At 66.2% G+C, this 22,123-nt stretch carries 21 protein-coding genes; 11 read left to right on the plus strand and 10 right to left on the minus strand.

The genetic code is table 11. From position 1 onward, the window contains the following. Positions 1-41 precede the first annotated feature (41 nt). The 3 genes from AmiPiv_RS21155 to AmiPiv_RS21165 all read left to right on the plus strand — a co-directional run bounded on the left by AmiPiv_RS21155 (position 42) and on the right by AmiPiv_RS21165 (position 3,366). Positions 42-971, plus strand: coding sequence for an electron transfer flavoprotein subunit alpha/FixB family protein (locus AmiPiv_RS21155; RefSeq protein WP_340040562.1), 930 nt, complete (start codon positions 42-44; stop codon positions 969-971). Positions 972-1,082: 111 nt separating this feature from the next. Further along, positions 1,083-1,964, plus strand: coding sequence for a 3-hydroxybutyryl-CoA dehydrogenase (locus AmiPiv_RS21160; RefSeq protein ID WP_340040564.1), 882 nt, complete (start codon positions 1,083-1,085; stop codon positions 1,962-1,964). Positions 1,965-2,178: 214 nt separating this feature from the next. Continuing rightward, entirely contained in the window at positions 2,179-3,366 is a 1,188-nt protein-coding gene (locus AmiPiv_RS21165) for an acyltransferase family protein (RefSeq protein ID WP_340040566.1), read from the plus strand. A gap of 7 nt (positions 3,367-3,373) precedes the next feature. Here AmiPiv_RS21165 and ugpC read toward each other — a convergent pair whose 3' ends face one another. The 5 genes from ugpC to tlpA form a co-directional block, all read right to left on the minus strand. Further along, the gene (ugpC, locus tag AmiPiv_RS21170; protein WP_340040568.1) at positions 3,374-4,420 is read right to left on the minus strand and encodes a sn-glycerol-3-phosphate ABC transporter ATP-binding protein UgpC; all 1,047 of its coding nucleotides are present in this window, start codon (positions 4,418-4,420) and stop codon (positions 3,374-3,376) included. After that, entirely contained in the window at positions 4,420-5,268 is an 849-nt protein-coding gene (gene ugpE / locus AmiPiv_RS21175) for a sn-glycerol-3-phosphate ABC transporter permease UgpE (protein WP_340040772.1), read from the minus strand. Before ugpE ends, ugpC begins: the two co-directional genes overlap by 1 nt. A gap of 40 nt (positions 5,269-5,308) precedes the next feature. Next, positions 5,309-6,193 (minus strand): sn-glycerol-3-phosphate ABC transporter permease UgpA, encoded by an 885-nt coding sequence (ugpA, locus tag AmiPiv_RS21180; RefSeq protein ID WP_340040570.1) that lies wholly within the window; start codon positions 6,191-6,193, stop codon positions 5,309-5,311. Between the two features lie 236 nt (positions 6,194-6,429). After that, complete coding sequence (gene ugpB / locus AmiPiv_RS21185) at positions 6,430-7,740, minus strand: sn-glycerol-3-phosphate ABC transporter substrate-binding protein UgpB (protein WP_340040571.1); 1,311 nt, start codon at positions 7,738-7,740, stop codon at positions 6,430-6,432. Positions 7,741-8,086: 346 nt separating this feature from the next. Next, positions 8,087-8,785, minus strand: a complete 699-nt coding sequence (gene tlpA, locus AmiPiv_RS21190) for a thiol:disulfide interchange protein TlpA (RefSeq protein ID WP_340040572.1) — start codon at positions 8,783-8,785, stop codon at positions 8,087-8,089. A gap of 34 nt (positions 8,786-8,819) precedes the next feature. On the opposite strand from tlpA, the gene argH reads away from it, so the two are divergent. The 4 genes from argH to AmiPiv_RS21210 all read left to right on the plus strand — a co-directional run bounded on the left by argH (position 8,820) and on the right by AmiPiv_RS21210 (position 14,899). Continuing rightward, on the plus strand, positions 8,820-10,220 hold the full coding sequence (argH, locus tag AmiPiv_RS21195; protein WP_340040573.1) for an argininosuccinate lyase: 1,401 nt from the start codon (positions 8,820-8,822) through the stop codon (positions 10,218-10,220). A gap of 70 nt (positions 10,221-10,290) precedes the next feature. After that, positions 10,291-10,497 (plus strand): lipoprotein, encoded by a 207-nt coding sequence (locus tag AmiPiv_RS21200; RefSeq protein ID WP_340040575.1) that lies wholly within the window; start codon positions 10,291-10,293, stop codon positions 10,495-10,497. Between the two features lie 163 nt (positions 10,498-10,660). Beyond that, positions 10,661-11,926: a diaminopimelate decarboxylase gene (gene lysA / locus AmiPiv_RS21205; protein ID WP_340040577.1), complete on the plus strand. Its 1,266-nt coding sequence runs from the start codon at positions 10,661-10,663 to the stop codon at positions 11,924-11,926. 396 nt (positions 11,927-12,322) lie between these two features. Further along, positions 12,323-14,899 carry a TIGR02302 family protein gene (locus tag AmiPiv_RS21210; RefSeq protein WP_340040578.1) on the plus strand — a complete coding sequence of 859 codons (2,577 nt, stop codon included), beginning with the start codon at positions 12,323-12,325 and terminating at the stop codon, positions 14,897-14,899. A 117-nt stretch (positions 14,900-15,016) separates the two neighbouring features. Here AmiPiv_RS21210 and AmiPiv_RS21215 read toward each other — a convergent pair whose 3' ends face one another. Then, complete coding sequence (locus AmiPiv_RS21215; protein WP_340040580.1) at positions 15,017-15,640, minus strand: glutathione S-transferase family protein; 624 nt, start codon at positions 15,638-15,640, stop codon at positions 15,017-15,019. Positions 15,641-15,734: 94 nt separating this feature from the next. Then, positions 15,735-16,595 carry a LysR substrate-binding domain-containing protein gene (locus tag AmiPiv_RS21220; RefSeq protein ID WP_340040582.1) on the minus strand — a complete coding sequence of 287 codons (861 nt, stop codon included), beginning with the start codon at positions 16,593-16,595 and terminating at the stop codon, positions 15,735-15,737. Positions 16,596-16,860: 265 nt separating this feature from the next. Here AmiPiv_RS21220 and AmiPiv_RS21225 point away from each other — a divergent pair, with 265 nt between their 5' ends. Further along, complete coding sequence (locus AmiPiv_RS21225) at positions 16,861-17,802, plus strand: DMT family transporter (protein ID WP_340040584.1); 942 nt, start codon at positions 16,861-16,863, stop codon at positions 17,800-17,802. Here AmiPiv_RS21225 and AmiPiv_RS21230 read toward each other — a convergent pair. From AmiPiv_RS21230 to AmiPiv_RS21240, 3 genes are all read right to left on the minus strand, one after another. Then, positions 17,769-18,170, minus strand: a complete 402-nt coding sequence (locus tag AmiPiv_RS21230; protein WP_340040586.1) for a response regulator — start codon at positions 18,168-18,170, stop codon at positions 17,769-17,771. The genes AmiPiv_RS21225 and AmiPiv_RS21230 overlap by 34 nt on opposite strands. 67 nt (positions 18,171-18,237) lie before the next feature. After that, a complete protein-coding gene (gene hpt / locus AmiPiv_RS21235) occupies positions 18,238-18,780 on the minus strand; it encodes a hypoxanthine phosphoribosyltransferase (RefSeq protein WP_340040588.1) in 543 nt (180 codons plus the stop codon). A 9-nt stretch (positions 18,781-18,789) separates the two neighbouring features. After that, the gene (locus tag AmiPiv_RS21240; protein WP_340040590.1) at positions 18,790-19,386 is read right to left on the minus strand and encodes a hypothetical protein; all 597 of its coding nucleotides are present in this window, start codon (positions 19,384-19,386) and stop codon (positions 18,790-18,792) included. 231 nt (positions 19,387-19,617) lie between these two features. Here AmiPiv_RS21240 and ftsE point away from each other — a divergent pair, with 231 nt between their 5' ends. The 3 genes from ftsE to AmiPiv_RS21255 all read left to right on the plus strand — a co-directional run bounded on the left by ftsE (position 19,618) and on the right by AmiPiv_RS21255 (position 22,092). Further along, on the plus strand, positions 19,618-20,277 hold the full coding sequence (gene ftsE / locus AmiPiv_RS21245; protein WP_340040592.1) for a cell division ATP-binding protein FtsE: 660 nt from the start codon (positions 19,618-19,620) through the stop codon (positions 20,275-20,277). Further along, positions 20,270-21,283, plus strand: a complete 1,014-nt coding sequence (locus AmiPiv_RS21250; protein ID WP_340040594.1) for a cell division protein FtsX — start codon at positions 20,270-20,272, stop codon at positions 21,281-21,283. Before ftsE ends, AmiPiv_RS21250 begins: the two co-directional genes overlap by 8 nt. Before the next feature lie 98 nt (positions 21,284-21,381). Next, the gene (locus tag AmiPiv_RS21255) at positions 21,382-22,092 is read left to right on the plus strand and encodes a YdcF family protein (RefSeq protein ID WP_340040596.1); all 711 of its coding nucleotides are present in this window, start codon (positions 21,382-21,384) and stop codon (positions 22,090-22,092) included. Positions 22,093-22,123 lie beyond the last annotated feature (31 nt).

Below are 22,123 nucleotides of genomic sequence, written 5' to 3' on the forward strand. Positions count from 1 at the left end.
GAATTCAGGTCGCGCGGGAACGAGAAGACAGGAAAGATAAAATGGCAATTCTCCTCATCGCCGAACACGACAACGCTTCGCTCTCCGACCAGACCGCCAAGGCGCTGGCGGCGGCGCTCAAGATCGGTTCCGACGTCGACGTGCTGGTGGCCGGCAAGGGCGCCAAGGCGGCCGCCGATGCCGCTTCGAAGCTCAAGGGCGTGCGCAAGGTGCTGCTCGCCGAAGCCGAAGAACTGGCCGAGCGCCTGGCCGAGCCGACCGCTGCCCTGGTCGTCGGCCTCGCCGGCGGCTATGACGCCATCGTCGCCGCCGCCACCTCAACCGGCAAGAACGTTTCGCCGCGTGTCGCGGCCCTGCTCGACGTCGGCCAGGTCTCGGAGATCATCGAGGTCGTCTCGGCCGACACCTTCAAGCGCCCGATCTATGCCGGCAACGCCATCCAGACTGTGCAGGCAACCGACGCCAAGAAGGTGATCACCGTGCGCACCGCCTCGTTCCAGGCGGCGCCCGAGGGCGGTTCGGCCGCGGTCGAGACCATCTCCGCCGCTGCCAACCCCGGCCTGTCCTCCTTCGTCGAGAACAAGCTGTCGGAAAGCGATCGTCCGGAGCTGACCTCGGCCAAGATCATCATCTCGGGCGGCCGCGCGCTCGGCTCGGCCGAGAAGTTCCAGGAAGTGATCCTGCCCGTGGCCGACAAGCTCGGTGCCGCCGTCGGCGCTTCCCGCGCCGCCGTCGACGCCGGCTACGCCCCCAACGACTGGCAGGTCGGCCAGACCGGCAAGGTGGTGGCGCCCGACCTCTACATCGCCTGCGGCATCTCGGGTGCGATCCAGCACCTCGCCGGCATGAAGGATTCGAAGGTCATCGTCGCCATCAACAAGGACGAGGAAGCCCCGATCTTCCAGGTCGCCGACTACGGCATCGTCGGCGATCTGTTCACCGTCCTGCCCGAACTCGAAAAGGCGCTTTGACGCCCTGCCGACTGCGGTATTAAAATGTGATGGCCGGGGTAGACGAACGCTATCCCGGCCATTTAGTTTGCATTGCACAAATCTAAAAAAGCCTTCGACGGGACGAGTGTGATGACGGGTAAGATCGAGACGGTCGGCATTGTCGGCGCGGGCCAGATGGGCAGCGGCATCGCGCATGTATCGGCACTCGCCGGCTACAACGTGCAGCTCTACGATATTTCGCCCGATCGCATCGAAAAGGGCATCGCCACCATCAACGGCAACATGGCTCGCCAGGTTCATTCGGGCAAGCTCGAAGAGCAGGCCCGCAAGGATGCCATGGCCCGCATCTCGTCCGCCCCGGCGATGGCCGACCTGGCCAGCGCCGACCTGGTGATCGAGGCGGCGACCGAAGACGAGACGATCAAGCGCAAGATCTACGCGCAGCTCTGCCCGCAGCTGAACCCCGAGGCGATTCTCGCCACCAACACCTCGTCGATCTCGATCACGCGGCTGGCCGCGCAGACCGACCGGCCGGAGCGCTTCATCGGCATCCACTTCATGAACCCGGTGCCGTTGATGAAGCTGGTCGAGCTGGTGCGCGGCATCGCCACCGAGGACAAGACCTTCGAGAGCGCCAAGGACTACGTCCGTCACCTCGACAAGACGGTGACCGTGTCGGAGGACTTCCCGGCCTTCATCGTCAACCGCATCCTCTTGCCGATGATCAACGAGGCGATCTACACGCTCTATGAAGGCGTCGGCACGGTGGAGGCGATCGACACGGCGATGCGGCTCGGTGCCAACCACCCGATGGGGCCGCTGCAGCTCGCCGACTTCATCGGCCTCGACACCTGCCTGTCGATCATGCAGGTGCTACACGACGGCCTGTCGGACTCCAAGTATCGCCCCTGCCCGCTGCTGGTGAAATATGTCGAGGCCGGCTGGCTCGGCCGCAAGACCGGCCGCGGCTTCTACGACTATCGCGGCGAGGTCCCGGTTCCGACGCGCTGACCGCAAGGGCGGCCTGCCGGCCGCCTACGCCTTTAGGCTGCCGGTCCGGCCGCCGCGGCGCGGAAGCTACTCCGGATCGATGCGCAGCATCCTTTGAGGTGAGAGCCGGCGATATTGCGTTTGCCGGCCCCGCCGCCATTCTTGTCCCGTTGAAACTCCGAGCGACCGAACCTCGGTCGCGGTCGAAGAGATCGCCCGCTGCGGCGAGGACGGCATGGCAAGAGCTTGGGCGCAAGGTTCCGGCGGGGGCCGGGTCGGACCGGTCGATTCGCTGCGGTGCTTTGCCATGACCGCGGTGGTGGCGCAGCACAGCGGCCTGATGCCATTCGGATGGACCGGGGTCTGGCTGTTCTACGTCATCTCCGGATTCGTCGTCACCCTGAGCGTGATCGGCCGTGAGGACGACACAGGACCAGGACAACGGCTTTTCCGCTTCTTCGGCCGCAGGGTCCGCAGGATCGTTCCCGTCTATTACCTCTACGTGCTGGCCGGCATAGGGTTCACGCTTCTCCTCGGTGGCCAGGTCGACGGGCTGGCAGCCGGATCGCTGCTCGGCTTCTTCAACAACGTGACGATGGCGCTTGGCCGCGGCGAACTGGTCGGCTGGCCGGTGGGCCATCTCTGGACCATTTCCGTGGAGATGCAGTTCTACCTGGTCTACGGGGTCATCCTCGTCTTCGCCCCGCGCAGGATCGTGGTCGCGCTGCTGTTTGCGGCACTGCCCCTGGCACCGGCGCTGCGTGGCTTGGCATCAGAGGGGCTGGCCGCGCTCGCCTGGCCCGACGAGGCCAAGGCCTACGCCATCTATTCGGGCCCGTTCCTGCACATGGACGCCTTTGCCTCGGGATCCCTGCTCGCGTTCGCCAGCCGCAGGCAGCTCCTGGCGCGGATCGCGACGCCGCTGGCAGTTCTTGGCCTGCTCGCCCTGGCCACCTATGCGGCGACCTATGTCTACGTGAACCACGCCATTGTCGGCGCGCGCGGCATCGACGTGCTGCGCAACGTGGTCTCGGGCATCGTCTGGGGCCAGCACAGGGAAATCTTCGCCTATTCGGCGATCATAGCCGCGTCGGCCGGCCTGGTGGCGCTGGCCGCGACCCGGCACCCGGCGCTCGACTGGCTGTTGCGGCATCCGGTGCTGCGGCGGATCGGAGAGATCTCCTACGGCGCCTATGTCTACCATGCGCTGGCAATCACCATCGCCTGGCAATTGCTGTTCCGGCATGTCGACGTGCCGGCAGACGGCCTGCCCGTGCCCTACCGGCTGCTGCTGTTCTGCAGCTCGTTTCTCCTGACCATCGCGATGGCCGAGATCTCGTTCCGCTGTTTCGAGGGCCGCTTCCTGGCGCCGCGGCCGAAGGGCGGCGCGCTCTCCGCCCGCCCCTCGTCGTCCCCCAACTAGGCGCGCCTCAGACCCGCTTGCCGTCGCTGCCGAAGAAATGCAACTTCTCGCGCTGGGCGAAGACCGGCAGCTGGTCGCCGGCGACGACATCGGTGCGGCCGGGCACGCGCACCACGACGCGGCTGCCGGCCGCCTGGCAGTAGAGGAAGCTCTCGGCGCCGACAGGCTCGACGCCCTCGACATTGGCCATCAGCCTGAGCCCGCCCTCGGAGGCCGGACCGTCGGCGCCGACCTCGCAATCCTCGGGCCGGAAGCCGAGCGTTGCCGCATTGGCGGGAACAGCGGGGACCGAGATCGCGCCGTCGAACTGACCGCTCCTGAGCGGCAGAAGGTTCATCGGCGGCGCGCCGATGAAGGAGGCGACGAAGGTCGAGGCCGGCTTCTCGTAGATGTCGAGCGGCGCGCCGAGCTGTTCGACCAGGCCGGCATTCATCACCACCAGCACGTCGGCCAGCGTCATCGCCTCGAGCTGGTCGTGGGTGACGTAGACCGAGGTGACGCCGAGGTTGCGCTGCAGGTTCTTGATCTCGACGCGCATCTGGCCGCGCAGCTTGGCGTCGAGGTTGCTGAGCGGCTCGTCGAACAGGAAGACCTTGGGGTTGCGCACGATGGCGCGGCCCATGGCGACGCGCTGGCGCTGACCGCCCGACAGCTCGCGCGGGCGCCGCTCGAGCAGATGCTCGAGCTCCAGCGTTTTGGCCGTCGAGCGCACGCGCTTGTCGATCTCGTCCTTCGGCGTGCCGCGGTTGCGCAGGCCGTAGGCCATGTTGTCGTAGACCTTCATATGCGGATAGAGCGCATAGTTCTGGAACACCATGGCGATGTCGCGCTCGGTCGGGCCGACAGTGTTGACCGTCTTGCCGTCGATGGCACAGGTGCCCGACGAGATGGTTTCCAGCCCCGCGATCATGCGCAAGAGCGTGGACTTGCCGCAGCCCGAGGGGCCGACCAGCACGCACAGCGCCTTGTCGGGAATGGCGATGGATACGCCCTTCACGGCTTCGACGCCGCCGGCATAGACCTTGCGGACGTCCTTGAGATCGACGGTTGCCATTATTTCTCCGTTTCGACGAGGCCGCGGACGAACCAGCGCTGCATGAACACGACCACCAGGATCGGCGGCACGATGGCGAGCATGGAAGTGACCATCACCAGATGCCATTCGGTATCGGCGTCTGCGAAGGAGATCATCTTCCTGAGCGCAATGACGATGGTGTTCATGTCGTTGCGGTTGGTGACCAGTAGCGGCCAGAGATATTGCGTCCAGCCATAGATGAAGAGGATGACGAAGAGCGCTGCGATGTTGGTGCGCGACAGGGGCAGCAGGATGTCCTTGAAGAAGCGCCAGGGGCCGGCGCCGTCGACGCGCGCGGCCTCGACCAGCTCGCCCGGAATGGTGAGGAAGAACTGGCGGAACAGGAGCGTCGCGGTGGCCGACGCGATCAGCGGCACGATCAGCCCGGTGTAGGTGTCGATCAGGCCGAGGTCGACCATCACCTTGTAGGTGGGCAGGATGCGCACCTCTACCGGCAGCATCAGGGTGATGAAGATCAGCCAGAAGAAGAACATCCGGCCCGGAAAGCGGAAGAAGACGATGGCATAGGCCGACAGGATCGAGATGACGATCTTGCCGATGGCGATGCCGAAGGCGACGATGGTGGTGTTGATGAGCAGCGTCGCCACGCTGACGCCGCCGATGCGGCCGACGCCGCCGAACAGCGCCTCGCGATAGTTGTTGAAGAACTCGCCGCCGGGCAGCAGCGGCAGCGGCGGGCGCAGGATCGTCTGCAGCGAATGGGTCGAGGCGACGAAGGTATAGTAGATCGGGAACGCCACGATCAGGATGCCGAGGATCAGGATGGCATGCGCCATGTAGACGCCGGCCTTCGACTGGCCGATCATCAGCTTGTCGTGGCCGCTTGCGGGCGGAAGTGCCTTCGGCTCAGCCATAGTGCACCTTCTTCTCGACATAGCGGAACTGGATGGCGGTGAGCGCGATGACGATGACCATCAGGATCACCGACTGGGCAGCCGAGTCGCCGAGGATGAGATTGACGAAACCGTCGTTGTAGACCTTGTAGACGAGCGTCTCGGTAGCCTTGCCCGGCCCGCCGCCGGTGACGGCGTGGATGATGCCGAAGGTGTCGAAGAAGGCGTAGACCGTATTGACCACCAGGAGGAAGAAGGTGGTCGGCGCAAGCAGCGGAAACACGATCGTCCAGAAACGCTTGTTCTCGCCGGCGCCGTCGATGGCGGCGGCCTCGATCAGCGACTTGGGGATGGCCTGCAGGCCGGCGACGAAGAACAGGAAATTGTAGCTGATCTGCTTCCACGATGCGGCAGCGACGACGAGGGTCATGGCCTGCGAGCCGTCGAGCAGCGGATCCCAGTTGATGCCGAGCCAGCGCAGGCCATAGGCGAGCGAGCCGATCGACGGATTGAACAGGAACAGCCAGAGCATGCCGGCAATGGCGGGCGCGACCGCATAGGGCCAGATCATCAGCGTGCGATAGAGCCCTCGGCTGCGCACCACCTTGTCGGCCATGACCGCGAGCAGCAGGGCCGTGCCCATGGCGACGACGGCGGTGGCGATCGAGAAGACGACCGTGACCTGGACCGAGTTGAGGTAGTTCGGGTCCGACAGCACCTTCTTGAAGTTGGCGAACCAGACGAATTTCGACGACAGGCCGAACGGGTCTTCCCTGAGCATCGACTGGTAGAGCGCCTGGCTGGCCGGCCAGTAGAAGAACACGGCCGTGATCGCCAGCTGCGGCGCGACCAGCAGATAGGGCAGGATGCGGTTGGGAAAGACGACGCGTGGGGTCAATGAGTGGCTCTCGTGGCGCGTTGGCCTAGAAGGTGGGACGGCTTGGTTTCGGAGGTATCTTTCGCTCCATCGTCGGCGCTGCCCTCACCCTTACCCTCTCCCCGTGATCCTTCGGCTAGCTCAGGACGGGGAGGGAGGGGCGTCCACGTTGCCGCTTGTCCCTTCTCCCCGTCGTTACGGGGAGAAGGTGCCGGCAGGCGGATGAGGGGCAGGCTACGATGGCATCAGACCGGGGCTCAGTTCCCCAGCGCTTCCTGGATCGCCTTGTTGCCGCGCGCAACGATGTTGTCGAGCGCCTGCTGTGCGGTCTGCTGGCCGGCGAGCATCTTTTCATACTCTTCGTTCTCGATGTCGCGGACCTGCGGCAGGTTGACGAGGCGGACGCCCTTCGAGTTTTCGGTCGGGGCCTTGCCCATCATCTGCTTGATCGGGATCTCGCGGGCCGGGTTCTTGTCGTAGAAGCCCGACTTCTTGGTCTCCTCGTAGGCGGCAAGTGTGACCGGCAGGTAGCCCGATACCTGGTGCAGGCGCGCCTGGATCGGGGTCTGCGACAGGAAGTTGAAGAAGGTGGCGACGCCCTTGTACTGGTCGTCGGAGAGACCGTTGAACACCCACAGCGAAGCGCCGCCGGGGATGGTGTTCTGCGGCGCGCCCTGGGCTTCCGGTTCGTAGGGAAGCTGGCCGGTGCCGTAGTTCATGCCCGACTTGACGATGTCGCCGAGGCCGCCCGAGGACTCGGTGAAGATGCCGCATTCACCGGCGAGGAAGATCTGCTTGGCCTCGGAGGTGCGGCCGCCATACTTGAAGGTGCCGTCCTTGGCGAGGTCGGCTAGTTCCTGGAAGTGCTTGACGAAGACCGGCGAGTTGATCTTGAGCTCGACGTCGGTGCCGGCGATGCCGTTCTCGTTGGTGCCGTAGGACAGGTTGTTCCAGGCGGCGAAATTCTCGGTGTGGATCCAGGTCAGCCAGGTCGAAGTGAAGCCGCAAGGGGCCGCGCCGCTGGTCTTGATCTTCTTGGCTGCCTCCCAGACTTCCGGCCAAGTCTTGGGCGGATTGTCGACGTCGAGGCCCGCCTTCTGGAAGATGTCCTTGTTGTAATAGAGGATCGGCGAGGACGAGTTGTAGGGGAACGAGAGCATCGTGCCGTCAGGCTTCGAGTAGTAGGAGACGATGCCGGGCAGGTACTGGCTCTTGTCGAAGGCCTGGCCGCCCATCGACAGGATCTCGGCCACCGGCTTGATCGCGCCTTCGGCGGCCATCATCGTGCCCGTGCCCGCGTCGAAGACCTGCATGATCGCCGGCGGCTGCTTGGCGCGGAACGCGGCGATGCCGGCATTCAGCGTCTCGGGATAGGTGCCCTTGAAAACCGGAACGATCTTGTAGTCGCTCTGGCTCGCGTTGAATTCCTTGGAAAGTGTCTCGACCACCTCGTTGTTCGCGCCGGTCATGGCGTGCCACCACGTGATCTCCGTGACGGCGAAGGCGGAGGTGCTGGACAACATCGTGATTGTCGCGGCAATTCCGGCCGCGAAGCCTAGGGTCTTCATGTCTCGCTCCCGTTCTGGTTGGCGAAAGGTTTAGTTCCGCGGGGAGCAGTATTGACGGTTTGTGACAGCCCTACAACAGTTTTGTAGCGATCGTATGAAGGTCGCGGCCGGCGCGTATCGCTTTCGCTTACGGCGCAGCTTGGAAAATCAGTTTCGCTTTTCCGAAAAGCGAAAATGGTATGCCGAAAAACCGACATTCCGTGGAGCTTGAAAATGCCGGCTAACGAAAGGGCCGACGGCCCGAGGCATGCGGCGATCGGCCCTTTCGCCAAGCCGGCCGGCGAAAGGGCACCGATGGTCATGCAACCCGTGGCTGCATATCCACAAATCGACGCAAGCGCCGCCCTTACAGCGCCAATGCCGCCTCGATCAGCTTCTTGGCGTCCGGGCTTGCCCATTCCGCCGGCCCGTTCATGTTGGCCAGCAGGCAGCCCTCGCCGTCGATCAGCAGCGTGACCGGCAGCCCGAGCGCAAGGCCGCGCGTCTTGAGATCGTTGAAGACGGTCAGCGTGTTGTCGCGGTAGTAGCCGAGCGAGGCGATGCCGATCTCCTGCAGGAACTTCTTCGGCTTGGTGTCGTCTCCGGTGTCGACGTTGATCGCCACGACCTCGAAATTCTCCCCGCCCATCTCGCGCTCGAGCGCGTCCAGCGCCGGCATCTCGGCGCGGCAGGGCGCGCACCAGGTCGCCCACAGATTGACCAGCAGGACGCGCCCCTTCTGGTCGCCGATGGTCATCGGCTTGCCGTCAGGGCCGTTGAAGGCGAGGCCCTTGAGCGACTGCGGCGGGTCGGCCGGCATCATCGCCGCGACCTGCCCGGTGGCGGCGGCACCGATCTTCTTGGCGGCGTCGGCCTTGGCAGCGCAGACCTTGTCCTGGCTGCTGGCATCGGCGGCGACGGTGGCCGCCGTACCGGCGGTCAGCTCGGTGTCGTTGTTGCCACGAAGGGTGGTGGTGACATATACCGCGACCGCGCCGGCGATCACGCCCGCAACGGCGGCTAACAGGATATGGCGTGGCGCGGGAAACATATTTCTGCGGTCCATCTATTCAGTTTCTCTCCGGAGCCCGGGTATCACGATGAGCGACAACAAGGCCAGCAACCAGATGTGGGGCGGACGATTTGCCTCGGGCCCGGCCGCGATCATGGAGGCGATCAACGCCTCCATCGGCTTCGACAGGAAGCTCTACGCCCAGGACATCCGAGGCTCGATCGCCCATTCAGAGATGCTGGCGGAAACGGGCATTATTTCGGCCGCGGATCAACAGAAAATCGCTCACGGCCTGAACACGATCTTGCGAGATATCGAGGACGGCAAGTTCGAATTCTCGGCCCGTCTCGAAGACATCCACATGAATGTCGAGGCGCGCCTCGCCGAGCTGATCGGCCCGGCGGCCGGCCGCCTGCACACGGCGCGGTCGCGCAACGACCAGGTGGCTGTCGACTTCCGCCTCTGGGTCAAGGACGAGTTCCATCGCGTCGCCGAGGCGCTGAAGGGTCTGATCGCGGCCTTCCTCGAACGTGCCGAGCAGCACGCCGCGACCGTCATGCCCGGCTTCACACATCTCCAGACGGCGCAGCCGGTGACCTTCGGCCATCATTGCATGGCCTATGTCGAGATGTTCGCCCGCGACCTCGCCCGCGTGCGCGATGCCATCGAACGCATGGACGAGAGCCCGCTGGGCGCCGCAGCGCTCGCCGGCACCGGCTTCCCCATCGACCGCTTCCAGACGGCCAAGGCGCTCGGCTTCCGCGAGCCGACCCGCAACTCGCTCGACAGCGTATCGGACCGCGACTACGCGCTCGAATTCCTGTCGGTGGCGGCGATCTGCGCCACGCACCTGTCGCGGCTGGCCGAGGAGATCGTCATCTGGTCGACGCCGCAGTTCGGCTTCGTGCGCCTGTCGGACAGTTTCTCCACCGGCTCGTCGATCATGCCGCAGAAGAAGAACCCCGACGCGGCCGAGTTGGTGCGCGCCAAGACCGGCCGCGTCAACGGCCATCTCGTCGGCCTGCTGACGGTGATGAAGGGCCTGCCGCTGACCTATTCCAAGGACATGCAGGAAGACAAGGAAGCGGTGTTCGACGCCGCCGAGACGCTGGACCTGATGCTGGCGGCGATGACCGGCATGGTCGGCGACATGACGATCAACGAGCAGGCGATGAAGAAGGCGGCCGGCTCGGGCTATTCGACCGCGACGGATCTCGCCGACTGGCTGGTGCGTTCGCTCGGCATGCCCTTCCGCGAGGCGCACCACGTCACCGGCCGCGCAGTGGCGCTGGCCGAAAGCAAGAAGGTGGGCCTGGAGAAGCTCACCCTCGACGAGCTCAAGTCGATCCACGACGGCATCACCGACGGCATCTTCTCGGTGCTGTCGGTGCAGAACTCGGTGAAGAGCCGCACCTCCTTCGGCGGCACCGCACCCGCCGAGGTCAGGAAGCAGGTGCGCTACTGGAAGAAGCGCCTTACGAAAGCGTGATCGAGCCGGGGTGCAAAGCCCAAGAATCTCCGCTACAAGCAGCGGGGAAATTTTCGCGGACGGATGGATCATGACCGCTGGCAGGATTTTGGTGACGCTCGGGCTGATTGCCGCCGTCGGCGTGGTTTCGGCCTGCGGCCGCAGGGGCGACCTCGACACGCCTTATGACGCCGCCGTGCAGGCGCGCAAGGACGCCCAGAAGGCCGGCCAGCCGGTGCCGGCCGAGCCGCAGAAACCGGTGGCGGACAAGCCCTTCATCCTCGATCCGCTGATCTGACCATTTCACCATATGCCCGCTCACCCGGCCTCCGCTTCGCTCGGCCACCCTCTCCCCGAGGGGAGAGGAGATGCTCGGCGCCGCGGCTTGCCTCTTCTCCCCAGCAGGGAGAAGGTGGCCCGCAGGGCCGGATGAGAGTGCCGATAGCCCAAACGGAACTGCCGTGAACCACTTCGACTACCGCGACGGCGTCCTGCATGCCGAAGACGTGGCGCTGACCGACATCGCCGCGGCCGTCGGCACGCCGTTCTACTGCTATTCGACGGCAACGCTGACCAGGCACTTCAAGGTCTTCACCGCGGCCTTCGCCGATCTCGACGCACTGGTCTGCTACGCGCTCAAGGCCAACTCCAACCAGGCCGTGCTGAAGACGCTGGCCAAGCTCGGCGCCGGCGCCGACGTGGTGTCCGAGGGCGAGATGCGGCGCGCGCTGGCCGCCGGCATCCCGGCGAACAAGATCCTGTTCTCCGGCGTCGGCAAGACGGCGCGCGAGATGGATTTCGCGCTTCAAGCCGGCATCCTCTGCTTCAACGTCGAGTCCGAGCCGGAGCTGGAGCTGCTATCGCATCGCGCAGTGGCCAACGGCACGAAGGCGCCGGTTTCGCTGCGCATCAACCCGGACGTCGACGCCAAGACGCACAAGAAGATTTCCACCGGCAAGGCCGAGAACAAGTTCGGCATCCCGATGCAGCGCGCCCGCGAGGTCTATGCCCGGGCAGCAAGCCTGCCCGGCATCGAAGTGACCGGCATCGACATGCATATCGGCAGCCAGATCACCGAGTTGCAGCCCTTCGACGATGCCTTCGCGCTGTTGGCCGAACTGGTCGAGACCCTGAAGGCCGACGGCCACGCCATCGACCATGTCGATCTCGGCGGCGGCCTCGGCATTCCCTACAAGACCGACAACAACCCGCCGCCGCTGCCCGACGCCTATGCCAGGATCGTGCACAAGCACGTCGCCAAGCTCGGCCTCAAGGTGATGTTCGAGCCGGGCCGCCTGATCGTCGGCAATGCCGGCATCCTCGTCTCCGAAGTGATCTTCGTGAAGGAGGGCGACGCCAAGAACTTCCTCATCGTCGACGCGGCGATGAACGACCTGATCAGGCCGACGCTCTACGACGCCTACCACGACATCCGCCCGGTGGTTCAGGCCAAGGCCGACGCCCCGCGCATGACCGTCGACATCGTCGGCCCCGTCTGCGAGACCGGCGACTATCTCGGCCTCGACCGCGACCTGCCGAGGCTCAAGGCCGGCGACCTGATCGCGGTGGGTACCGCCGGCGCCTATGGCGCGGTCCAGGCGGGCACCTACAATACGCGGCCCTTGGTGCCCGAAGTCCTGGTCGACGGCGACCGCTTCCACGTCGTGCGCAAGCGCCAGACCTACGACGAGCTGATCGGGCTCGATTCGCTGCCGGACTGGCTGTGAGGAGCAGACTGAGCAGCCACAAGGCTGGTGCAGTTGGTCGGTCGTGCGTCCTTCGACAAGCTCAGGATGAGGACCGTTGATGCCGACAGTGCTCATGTTGAAGGACGCGCCTATGTTGAAGAAAGTCGATCTGGAAAATTCGACAAGACGGCCATAGCGCCGGCGGTCCTGTTGAGAAGTCCAACGAGACAGCGTCGGCGCCACCGATCCTCATCCCGAGCTTGTCGAAGGACGCACGACAGACCAACAGCATTCAATCAGCCGTGAGATTGGCGAACATCATCTTGGCGGCGGCTCCCTTCACGATTGTGTTGGTCGCCTCGCGTTCGCCGCGATTGATGGTATTCTGAACGAAGGCATGGCGGCGGCATCCCGCGCTGCCCAACGGAAGGGCCGATGACCGAACAGGCCAGATCAGCGCTGCATCGCGACATAGCCGCCAGCCTGGGCAGGACGCGCCTGGCCATCGGCACGGCGATGCTGGTCGAGCGGGGCTGGCCGCTGGTCCTGCCGCTGCTCGTCATCGCCAGCCTATTCCTCAGCCTGTCGTGGCTGGGTGTCTTCAGGCTCCTGCCCGACATGGCGCGGCTGGTGCTTGGCGCCGCATTCGCGATCGCCGCCCTGGCGTCGCTCTATCCGCTTCGCTTCTTCCGACTGCCGTCCTGGGCCGAAGTCGACAGCCGCGTCGAGCGGGCCAACAAGCTCGAACATACGCCGGTGCAGGTCCAGACCGACCGCCCCTCGGGCCGGCCCGACAATTTCGCCGACGCGCTCTGGCGCGAACACCAGAAGCGCATGGCCGAAAAGCTCGGCAGGCTGGGCGGCGACCTGCCGCGAACCCTGGTGCCGGAGCGCGACCCCTGGGCCTTGCGTGCGGCGGCGGCGCTGCTGTTCGTGATTGCCTTCGCTTTTTCCTTCGGGCCGTGGGGCGGCCGCGTCGGCGACGTGCTGCAGACGCATGCGGCGCGCGACGCGGTCCCCCCGCGCATCGACGCCTGGGTGACGCCGCCGCCCTATACCGGCAAGGCCCCGGTCTTCCTGACAACCGGCGCGGGCCACGAAGCTGCCGTGCTCACGGTGCCGCAAGGCAGCGAACTGTCGCTGCGCGTCACCGGCGGCACCGGCGAGGAGACGCTCGCCTTCACCGCCCCGGACGGCACGGCGCGCGACATCGCGCCGGCGGCACCGAAGACCGACGCAGCGAAGCCGGCCACCACCGGGCCGGTCGCCGCGGTGCGGCAGTTCTCCGACAAGCTCGACGCCGAAGGCCGGCTGACGCTCAAGTCCGGCGAGGACGAACTCGGCAGTTGGGCTTTCGCGGTGACGCCCGACAGCCCGCCGGCCATCCGGTTCGTCGGCGAGCCCAGGCGCGCCGTCAACGGCACCTTCGAGCTCAGCTACCAGATCGAGGACGACTACGGCGCAGCTTCCGCCCGGACCGACTTCGCTCTCGCCGAACCGCAGGCGCCCGACGCACGGCCACTCTACGGGCGGCCGGAAATGCCCCTGGCGCTGCCGCGCCGCGGCGCCGGCAACAAGCCCACCAAGGCGACACGCGACCTGACCGAGCATGTCTGGGCGGGTACCGAGGTGAAGCTGACGCTCCTCGCCGTCGACGACGCCGGCCAGGAGGCCAGGAGCGAGACCAAGACGCTGGTGCTTCCCGAGCGGCCCTTCACCAATCCGCTGGCGCGGGCGGTCATCGAGCAGCGCCGGCTGCTCGGCCTCGATGCCAACGCCAAGGCCCGCGTGCTCGCCCTCATGGATGCCATCACGCTCCGGCCCGAGGACACGATCGACAACCTGTCGCACTACCTGGCGCTGATGAGCGCCCGCACCCGCCTGAAGATGGCGACGACGGACGACCAGCTGCGCGAGGTGGTCTCCTATCTCTGGGAGGTGGCGCTCGGCATCGAGGAGGGCGACCTTTCCACCGCCGAGAAGCGGCTGCGTCAGGCGCAGCAGGCGCTGCAGGACGCGCTGGAGCGCGGCGCCAGCGACGAGGAGATCGACAAGCTGATGGCCGAGTTGCGCGCCGCTATGGACGAGTTCCTGCGCGAGTTCGCCGAGCGTGCCCAGCAGAACCAGAACGCGCAGTTGCCCGCCCCCGGACAGGAGCTGCGCCAGAGCGACCTGCAGCGCATGCTCGACCAGATCGAGAACCTGGCGAAGTCGGGCAATCGCGACCAGGCCAGGGAGCTCTTGTCGCAGCTTCAGGACATGATGAACAACCTGCAGGCGGGACGGCGCCAACGCGGCCAGCAGGGCCAGCAGAACTCCGAGCTGCGCCAGCAGATGGACAAGCTCGGCGAGATCATGCGGCGCCAGCAGGAGACGATGAACGAGACCTTCCGCATGGACCAGATGCAGCGCGGCCAGCAGCCGGGCCAGGACCAGGACGAAGAGTTCGGCGACAACGGCCAGCCCGGCCAGGACCAGCAGCAGGGCCAGGGCCAGCAGGGACGTCCGATGACCCCGCAGGAATTCGCCGACGCGCTCAAGCAGCTGCAGGAGAGCCAGGGCCAGCTGGAGAAGGACCTGGAGGCGCTGATGAAGGGGCTCGAAGGCCTCGGCATCAAGCCGGGCGAAGGCTTCGGCGAGGCGGGCAAGTCCATGAACCAGGCCGAGGGCGCGCTACGCGACGGCGAAGGCGACCGCGCCGTCGGCCACCAGGGCCGGGCGCTGGAGGCGCTGCGCAAGGGCGCCCAGGACATGATGCAGCAGATGCAGGCGATGCAGGGCGACGAGGGCGGCAGCGAGGAAGGTGGCCGCCAGCGCAACGCCGACCGCGATCCGCTCGGCCGGCCGCGTGCCACGACGGGCCCGGACTTCGGCGATTCCGTCAAGGTGCCCGACGAGATCGACGTGCAGCGCGCCCGCCAGATCCTCGATGCGATCCGCAAGCGCCTCGGCAACGCGCTGAGCCCGGAACTCGAGCGCCAGTATCTCGAACGCCTGCTCGAGCTCAAGTAGCTGCAACCGACGCCCGGCGCCGTCGCGCCCGGCGACCGGGGCGGTATCCCGGCCCAGGCGCATCAATCGGGCCCATGCAACATCGGAAAGCCGCGGACGGCCTCTCGCCGCCCCCGGTCAGCCGGCCATGCCGGCCTCGCGGGCGAGCTCGAAGTCCTTCTGGCTGTAGCGTTGGAAGGCGGGCCGCGCCGCCAGCCGCTCGAAGTAGGCCTGGAACACCGGCTTCTCCGGCAGGACCTTCAGCACCCGGATGCCGTAGTTGATGCCGCCGCCGATCTGCGTGTCCGCCGCGGTGAAGCGGTCGCCGGCGATGTAGGGCCGCGACGACAGCGTACGTTCGAGATTGGCGACCATCTCGGAGAACGAACCGTAGGAATAGCCGCCGCCCATGAACTCGTGGCCGTGGGCCTTGGCGGCCAGCACCGGGTCGAACACCGCATCGGCATAGACGAGCCAGGTGAGATAGGGCCCGCGCATCGCATCGCCGACCAGAGGCGCGAGGCCGGCCTTGGGGAAGGCATCGCAGAGATAGGTGCAGATCGCCGCCCTCTCGGTGACGACGACGCCGTCATGGACGATCGCCGGCACCTTCTTGTTGGGCTGGATCGCCCGGTAATCCTCCGGCGCCCCGCCGGGCGCACGGATGTTGACCTTCTCGATCTCGTAGGGGACGCCGAGCTCCTCGAGGAGCCAGAGTATGCCCGAGGAGCGGGACCAGGGCGCGTGGTAGAATGTGATCATCTTCTCCTCCTCTTCACTGGCTAGGACACTAGCACGGTCCTGCTGACAGCCTTTTGTCAGGAACAATGTCAGGAGGAATCGGTTGGTCCAGCAATCAGCCGCGCTGATGGAAAGCATCGCGAATGGCGTCCGCCATGGCGTCCACGGCTTCGCTCACGGCACGCGGATTCCGGTGCAGCACGACGCGGGTCGTATCGATCTGGCCGAAGCCGTCGGCCTCCGTCAGTTCGCGGCAGTCGGGCGGGATGTTGCTGCGCGAAATCGGCGCGACCGCAAGGCCCGCGGTCACGGCGAGCACGAGCCCGTTGGTGGTGTCGCTGGTATAGGCGAAGCGGTAGTCGATGCTCCGGCTCTCCAGCGAATCCAGCACATATTCGCGGCACCAGCCGTCGCGGCCGTAGACGGCGATCGGCAGCGGCCGCTCCTGGTGGATATGATGGTGGTTGGAGGAGGCCCACACCGTCGGATCCTGCATCAGGACCTCGGCGCCGGAAGGCGCCTGCCACTCGAAAACCACCGCCAGATCAAGCTCTCCAGCGGCAAGGGCGGCCATTTGAGCGGCCGAATAGCCGAACCTGACGGTGACCTCCACCTGGGCATGGCGCTTGGCGAAGGCGCCCAGCGCCCGCGACAGGATCGGCTGGCCGTACTCTTCGGGAAGGCCGATGCGCACCGGCCCGCCCAGTTGCGGAACCCGCATCGTCGAGGCCGTCTCGTCGAGCAGGTCGACGATGCGGCGGGCGTTGCCGACGAGGTCGCCGCCCAGCCGGGTGAGTGCGACGCCGCGGGCGCCGCGCACGAACAGCTCGCCGCCGATCACCTCTTCCAGGCGCTTGATCTGCATGCTGATCGCCGACTGAGTGCGCCCCACCGCCTCCGCCGCGCGGGTGAAATTGCCGCTCTCGGCCACGGCGAGGAAGGTACGCAGCAACTCGCTGTCGAGACGGACGGACATGGCCTACCCCGCCAGGCATCAGGATTTCTGATGACTGCCATCATTTCAATTCGTTTGCATAGAGTCAAACGGCAACCGATAGTCCGCTCACCCATTGGAAGGTGGCCGTCAGATGCGGCTACGGACTGGTGTTACCGTCCTCACTTTCACCCGCCGCGGTTTTCTCGGCGGGTTTTTTCTTGGCGGGCAGCGGTCCGGAGGTGGACCGGGGCTCGGCCCGAGACGCTTCAGCAGGCATTCGCAACAGCTTCAGGCAACCACTTTCATGAACAGAACGCTTCTCGGCATCCTCTGCCTGTGCCTGGGTGTGCTGGTATTCTCGATCCAGGACGCGCTGATCAAGGCCGTTGCCGGCACCTACCCGGTGGGCGAGGCGCTGCTGATCCGGGCGGTCGTGGCCCTGCCGCTGCTGCTGTTCATGGTCCACCGCGACGTCGGCCTTAACGCCCTCGCCTCGCCCAACTGGCGCTTCCTCGCCTCGCGATCGACGATCCTGTTCGTGTCCTACTGTGCCTACTATCTGGCGATACCGGCGCTGCCGATCGCCGATGCGGCGGCGCTGTTCTTCATGGCGCCGCTGATCATCATGGCGATGGCCGGCCCCTATCTCGGCGAGCGGGTGCCGTGGCAGAGCATGACCGCGGGCGCCATCGGGCTCGTCGGCGTCGTCGTCATGGTCGATCCTGGCGCCGGCATCTTCGAATGGGCGGCGCTGCTGTCGCTCGCCTCGGCCTTCCTCTACGGCTTCTCCCAGCTGATGGCGCGCAAGATCGGCGCGGATGAAAGCGCCACGACCATGGCCTTCTACCAGAACGCCGCCTATCTGGTGGGAGCCCTGGTCGTCACCGCAGTCTTCGCTGCTGCCGGCCTGCCGCAGACGGGGCATCCGAGCCTCGACTTCCTGATGCGGCCCTGGGTGTGGCCGACCCTGTTCGATTTCCTGATGATGGCGGCCTGCGGCGTCATCGCCGCCATCGGCATGGTGCTGCTGGGGCAGGCCTATCGGCTGGCGCCAGCCAACAGGGCGGCGACCTTCGAATATACCGGGCTCCTGTGGGCGCCGCTGTGGGGTTTCCTGTTCTTCGCCGAGGTGCCGGACGGCGGCACGCTGGTCGGCGCGCTGCTCATCGTCGGCGCGGGCATGTTCGCGCTGAACGTCGGTACGCGGGCGCCTCAGGCGGCGCCGGCCAGCACCGCCGTCGACTGACCGGACCTGACCAGCGCAAGCGAAACGCGGTCGCGGATGTCGGCGAGCGTGAATGGCTTCTGCACGACGTCCAGGATGATGGCGTCGAGTTCCTCGGCGCGCTCGCGCTGGTCGGCATAGCCGGTCATCAACAGGATCGGCAGGCCGGGAAAGGCGCGCGCCGCGGCCTGCGCCATCTCGATGCCGTCCATCTCCGGCATGCGGATGTCGGAGACGATCAGGTCGAAGCGGCCGCCCGCGGCGCGGATGCAATCCAGCCCCTGCGCGCCGTCGCAGGCGACATCGACCATGTGGCCGGCGCGTTCGAGCGCGCGGGCGGCGAGGGTGCGGACGGACTCATCGTCCTCGACGATCAGAAGCTTTGCCATGCCGCGATATTTGCCGCGACAGGTTGACGATTCCTGAAGGCCACGCGATTTCGCGCCTGCCCCGGCGTCAGGCGTCGCCCTTGACCACGCCGACGAAGGGCAGTTCGCGGAAGGCGTGCGCGACATCCATGCCGTAGCCGACGACGAAGTAGTCGGGGCAGTCGAAGCCGACATAGTCGGCGTTGAGATCGGTCTGCCGGCGCATGCGCTTGTCGAGCAGCACAGCGATGGAGCAGCTCTTGGCGCCGCGCGACAGCATCAACTCGCGGGTGAACTTCAGCGTCTTGCCCGATTCGAGGATGTCGTCGATGAGCAGCACGTCCCTGCCCTTCACCTCGTTGTCGATGTCGCGCAGCACACGCACCTCGCCGCTGGTGGTGCCGGAGCCGTAGCTGGAGATGAAGATGAACTCGACCTCGGGCGACAGGCCGACGTCGTGCATGGCGCGGATCAGGTCGGCGGCGAAGATGAACGACCCCTTGAGCACCGAGATCACCAAGAGGTCGGTGTAGTCGTGCGCCGCGATGTCCTTGGCGAGTTCCAGATTGCGCCGTGCAATCGCCGAAGCGGAGAACAGCACCTCGATTTCCTTGTCGCGCACAACCGGCATGACGTCATCCTATTCCGAGAAAGCGACCGTAACGGTCCGTATCCCGTTCATAGGCACGTCGAGGCGGCTCGAAAAGTCCCATCTTGCCCCAGGCGCAACGCGGGCGGCCCCTGTCCCCAGCCTGTAGTGCAGCATCCTGCCGTCATTGGTGGCGATCGAGACGTCGATCGGCGGCAGTTCGGCAGGACCCGCTCCATCGTTGACGGCAGCGCCGTCGACGAGCAGCACGGGTCTCTGGCCGGACAGGTCGACGCGCGAACTGACCTCGGCGATCCGGAACGATGCGCCCTGGCCGGAGAACGTCAGCGCCGACGCGCGCAGGACGGCATGGCCGCCGGCCACCCAGAAGGCCGTGGCCGCCAAGACAATGCCGGCGAGCCAGAAGGCCACGCCGCCGCGGCTGCGGGCTGCGCGCTCCCGCCCCCCGGCAAGACGCAGCATGTCCATGCCTTCCGCTGCGGCGGACTGGTCGGGAAAGGCCGCCTGCCCCGCACCTGATTCGCCGTCGGCCGGACCGGCCGGCAGCACGTCGAAATCCGCATCGACGATGTCGGCCAAATCGCGCTGCGGCACCTGGGCGCATGTGTCGCGGCTGCCCGCGGCCATGATTTCGCCGGAAACCGGGCGTGCTTTCCGCGCGTCAGCCATCGGACCCCTTAGACATTCTGCCGGAAGTGGGTAAACGGAATTGGTTAATGCTTCGCCACCGGGGTGCTTCGCGCCTCGACACGGTCCGGAAATTAACCGTTCGTTAACCATGCGGACCCATGGTCGTTTCGTAGAAACGGGCGGCGAGGGTCCCGAACCACTTACGGGATCAATCAAGGTCAGCAGCACGTGATCCGCTTCGAGAATGTCGGCCTCAGATACGGAATGGGTCCGGAGATCCTGCGCGATGTCTCCTTCCACATTCCCGAGCGCTCGTTCCAGTTCCTGAGCGGGCCTTCCGGTGCCGGCAAGACCACGCTGCTGCGGCTGCTGTTCCTGTCGCTCAAGCCGACGCGCGGACTGATCCGCATCTTCGACAAGGACCGCTCCCGCATCACCCGGGCCGAACTGCCGCTGCTGCGCCGGCGCATCGGGGTGGTGTTCCAGGACTTCCGCCTGCTCGACCACATGACCACCTACGAGAACGTGGCCCTGCCGCTGCGTGTCCGCGGCCGCGAGGAGGCGAGCTACCGCACCGACGTGACCGAACTGCTGAAATGGGTCGGGCTGGGCGAGCGCATGCACGTGCTGCCGCCGGTGCTGTCGGGCGGCGAGAAGCAGCGCGCCGCGATCGCCCGGGCGCTGATCGAACAACCCGAGGTCCTGCTTGCCGACGAGCCCACCGGCAACGTCGACCCGCCGCTGGCGCGGCGGCTGCTCAGGCTGTTCATCGAGCTCAACCGGCTCGGCACCGCCGTCGTCATCGCCACCCACGACCTCGGCCTGATGGACCAGGTCGACGCCCGTCGCATGATTCTCACCGGCGGGAGGCTCGACATCTATGATTGACGGTTCCGCCCAGCGTCATGCGGACGAGGCCGAATTCGAGGACGAGTTCGACGACGCCGAGCAGCAGCGCGCCCAATCGCCCGTCCAGCGCCGGACCGCACCCATCGTGCCGTCGCAGAACGTCGCCGGCCGGGCGCTGGTGCTGGTCATCGCCATCATGACCTTCCTGTCGTGCCTGACCTTCGGCGCGGTCACGCTCGTCCGCGACACGGCTTCGGTCTGGGAGAGCCAGATCTCGCGCGAGGCGACGATCCAGGTCAAGCCGGCCGAGGGTCTGGACATGGAGGCGGCGCTGGAGACCGCATCGCGCATCGCCGGCGAGTTTCCCGGCGTGCGCGCCACCAGGATCGTCGATCGCGACGCCACCGCCCGCCTGCTCGAGCCTTGGCTCGGCAAGGGACTGAACATCGATGAATTGCCGGTGCCGCGCCTGGTGATCATCACCATCGACGAAAACGGCCCACCCGATTTCCAGGCCATGCGCGAGGCGATCGCCCCCAAGGTCCCGACCGCCTCGCTGGACGATCACCGCACCTGGGTCGACCGGCTGGTGGCGATGGCGCGCACGACGGTGACCATCGGCACCGGCGTGCTCGTGCTGATGCTGGCGGCGACCGTGCTGTCGGTGGTCTTCGCCACGCGCGGCGCCATGGCCGGCAACGGCCACATCATCGAGGTGCTGCATTTCGTCGGAGCGGAAGCGCGCTTCATCGCCAGCGAGTTCCGCCGCCACTTCCTGCTCACCGGCATGAAGGGCGCGGCCGCCGGCGGCCTGGCCGCGGTGCTTGTGTTCATCGTCTTCTCGTGGTGGTCGTCGCGCAATCTCGCCACCCCCCAGGCCGACCAGGCGACCGCCCTGTTCGGCAACTTCGCCATCGGCGCCAATGGCTATCTCGGCGTCGCCGTGGTGGTTGCAGTGATCGGCGCCCTGACCGCGGCCACCTCGCATTTCACGGTCGTTGCCTATCTCGACGAGATCGACATGCGCCAGCCGGACGGGATGTAGTACATGAGCATCTCCTCACGAAGTGTGTCGTATCGTCATGGAATGTGCGAAACTGGGCTCTGCAAATGCCGCAAAGCCTGCATAATCATGGTGCCGTGATGGGACAGGACGCACTCGCCGCATCGGGGACGGTTTCAGCACCAAGGTTCCGCTCGGCCGTGCGCGGTCCGCGCCGGAGGACCATCGTCCTGCGCCGCCTGCTCTTCGTTCTCGTCATTGCAGCGCTCGTATTCGCCGGCGGCTTCGGCATATTCGCAACCCACGTCAGCAGCCTGAACACGCCCGGCAACCCGTCGAAGGCCGATGCCATCATCGTGCTCACCGGCGGCCAGTCGCGGCTCGACGCGGCCATGGACCTGCTCAAGGCCGACAAGGGCGAGCGCCTCCTGATCAGCGGCGTGCACCCCTCCGCGACCCGCCGCCAACTGCAGCTCGCCACCGGCAGCGACACTGAGCTGTTCAACCGCGTCGACATCGACCGCGCCGCGCTCGACACGATCGGCAATGCCGTGGAAAGCGCCAAATGGGTGCAGAACCACGCCTACCAGCGCATCATCCTGGTCACAAACAACTACCACATGCCGCGCAGCCTGCTCGAACTGGGGCGACTTTTGCCGCGCGCCACCCTCGACCCCTATCCGGTGGTCAACTCCAGGCTCGACAAAGGCAACTGGCTGGCCAAGCCGGAGGCGCTGCGCGTGCTGTTCATCGAATACAACAAATACCTGCTGGCGCTGGCGCGCGGGATCGTGCCGGTCAAGCCGAGCGCCGAAAACATGGTGGTCGTGCAGGCCGAGGCCACGGAATAGCAGCCAGGGGCCAGCCTTCGCCGCGACAGCA

This window comes from Aminobacter sp. Piv2-1 (genome assembly GCF_037625995.1).
In the GTDB taxonomy this organism is placed as follows: Bacteria; Pseudomonadota; Alphaproteobacteria; order Rhizobiales; family Rhizobiaceae; genus Aminobacter.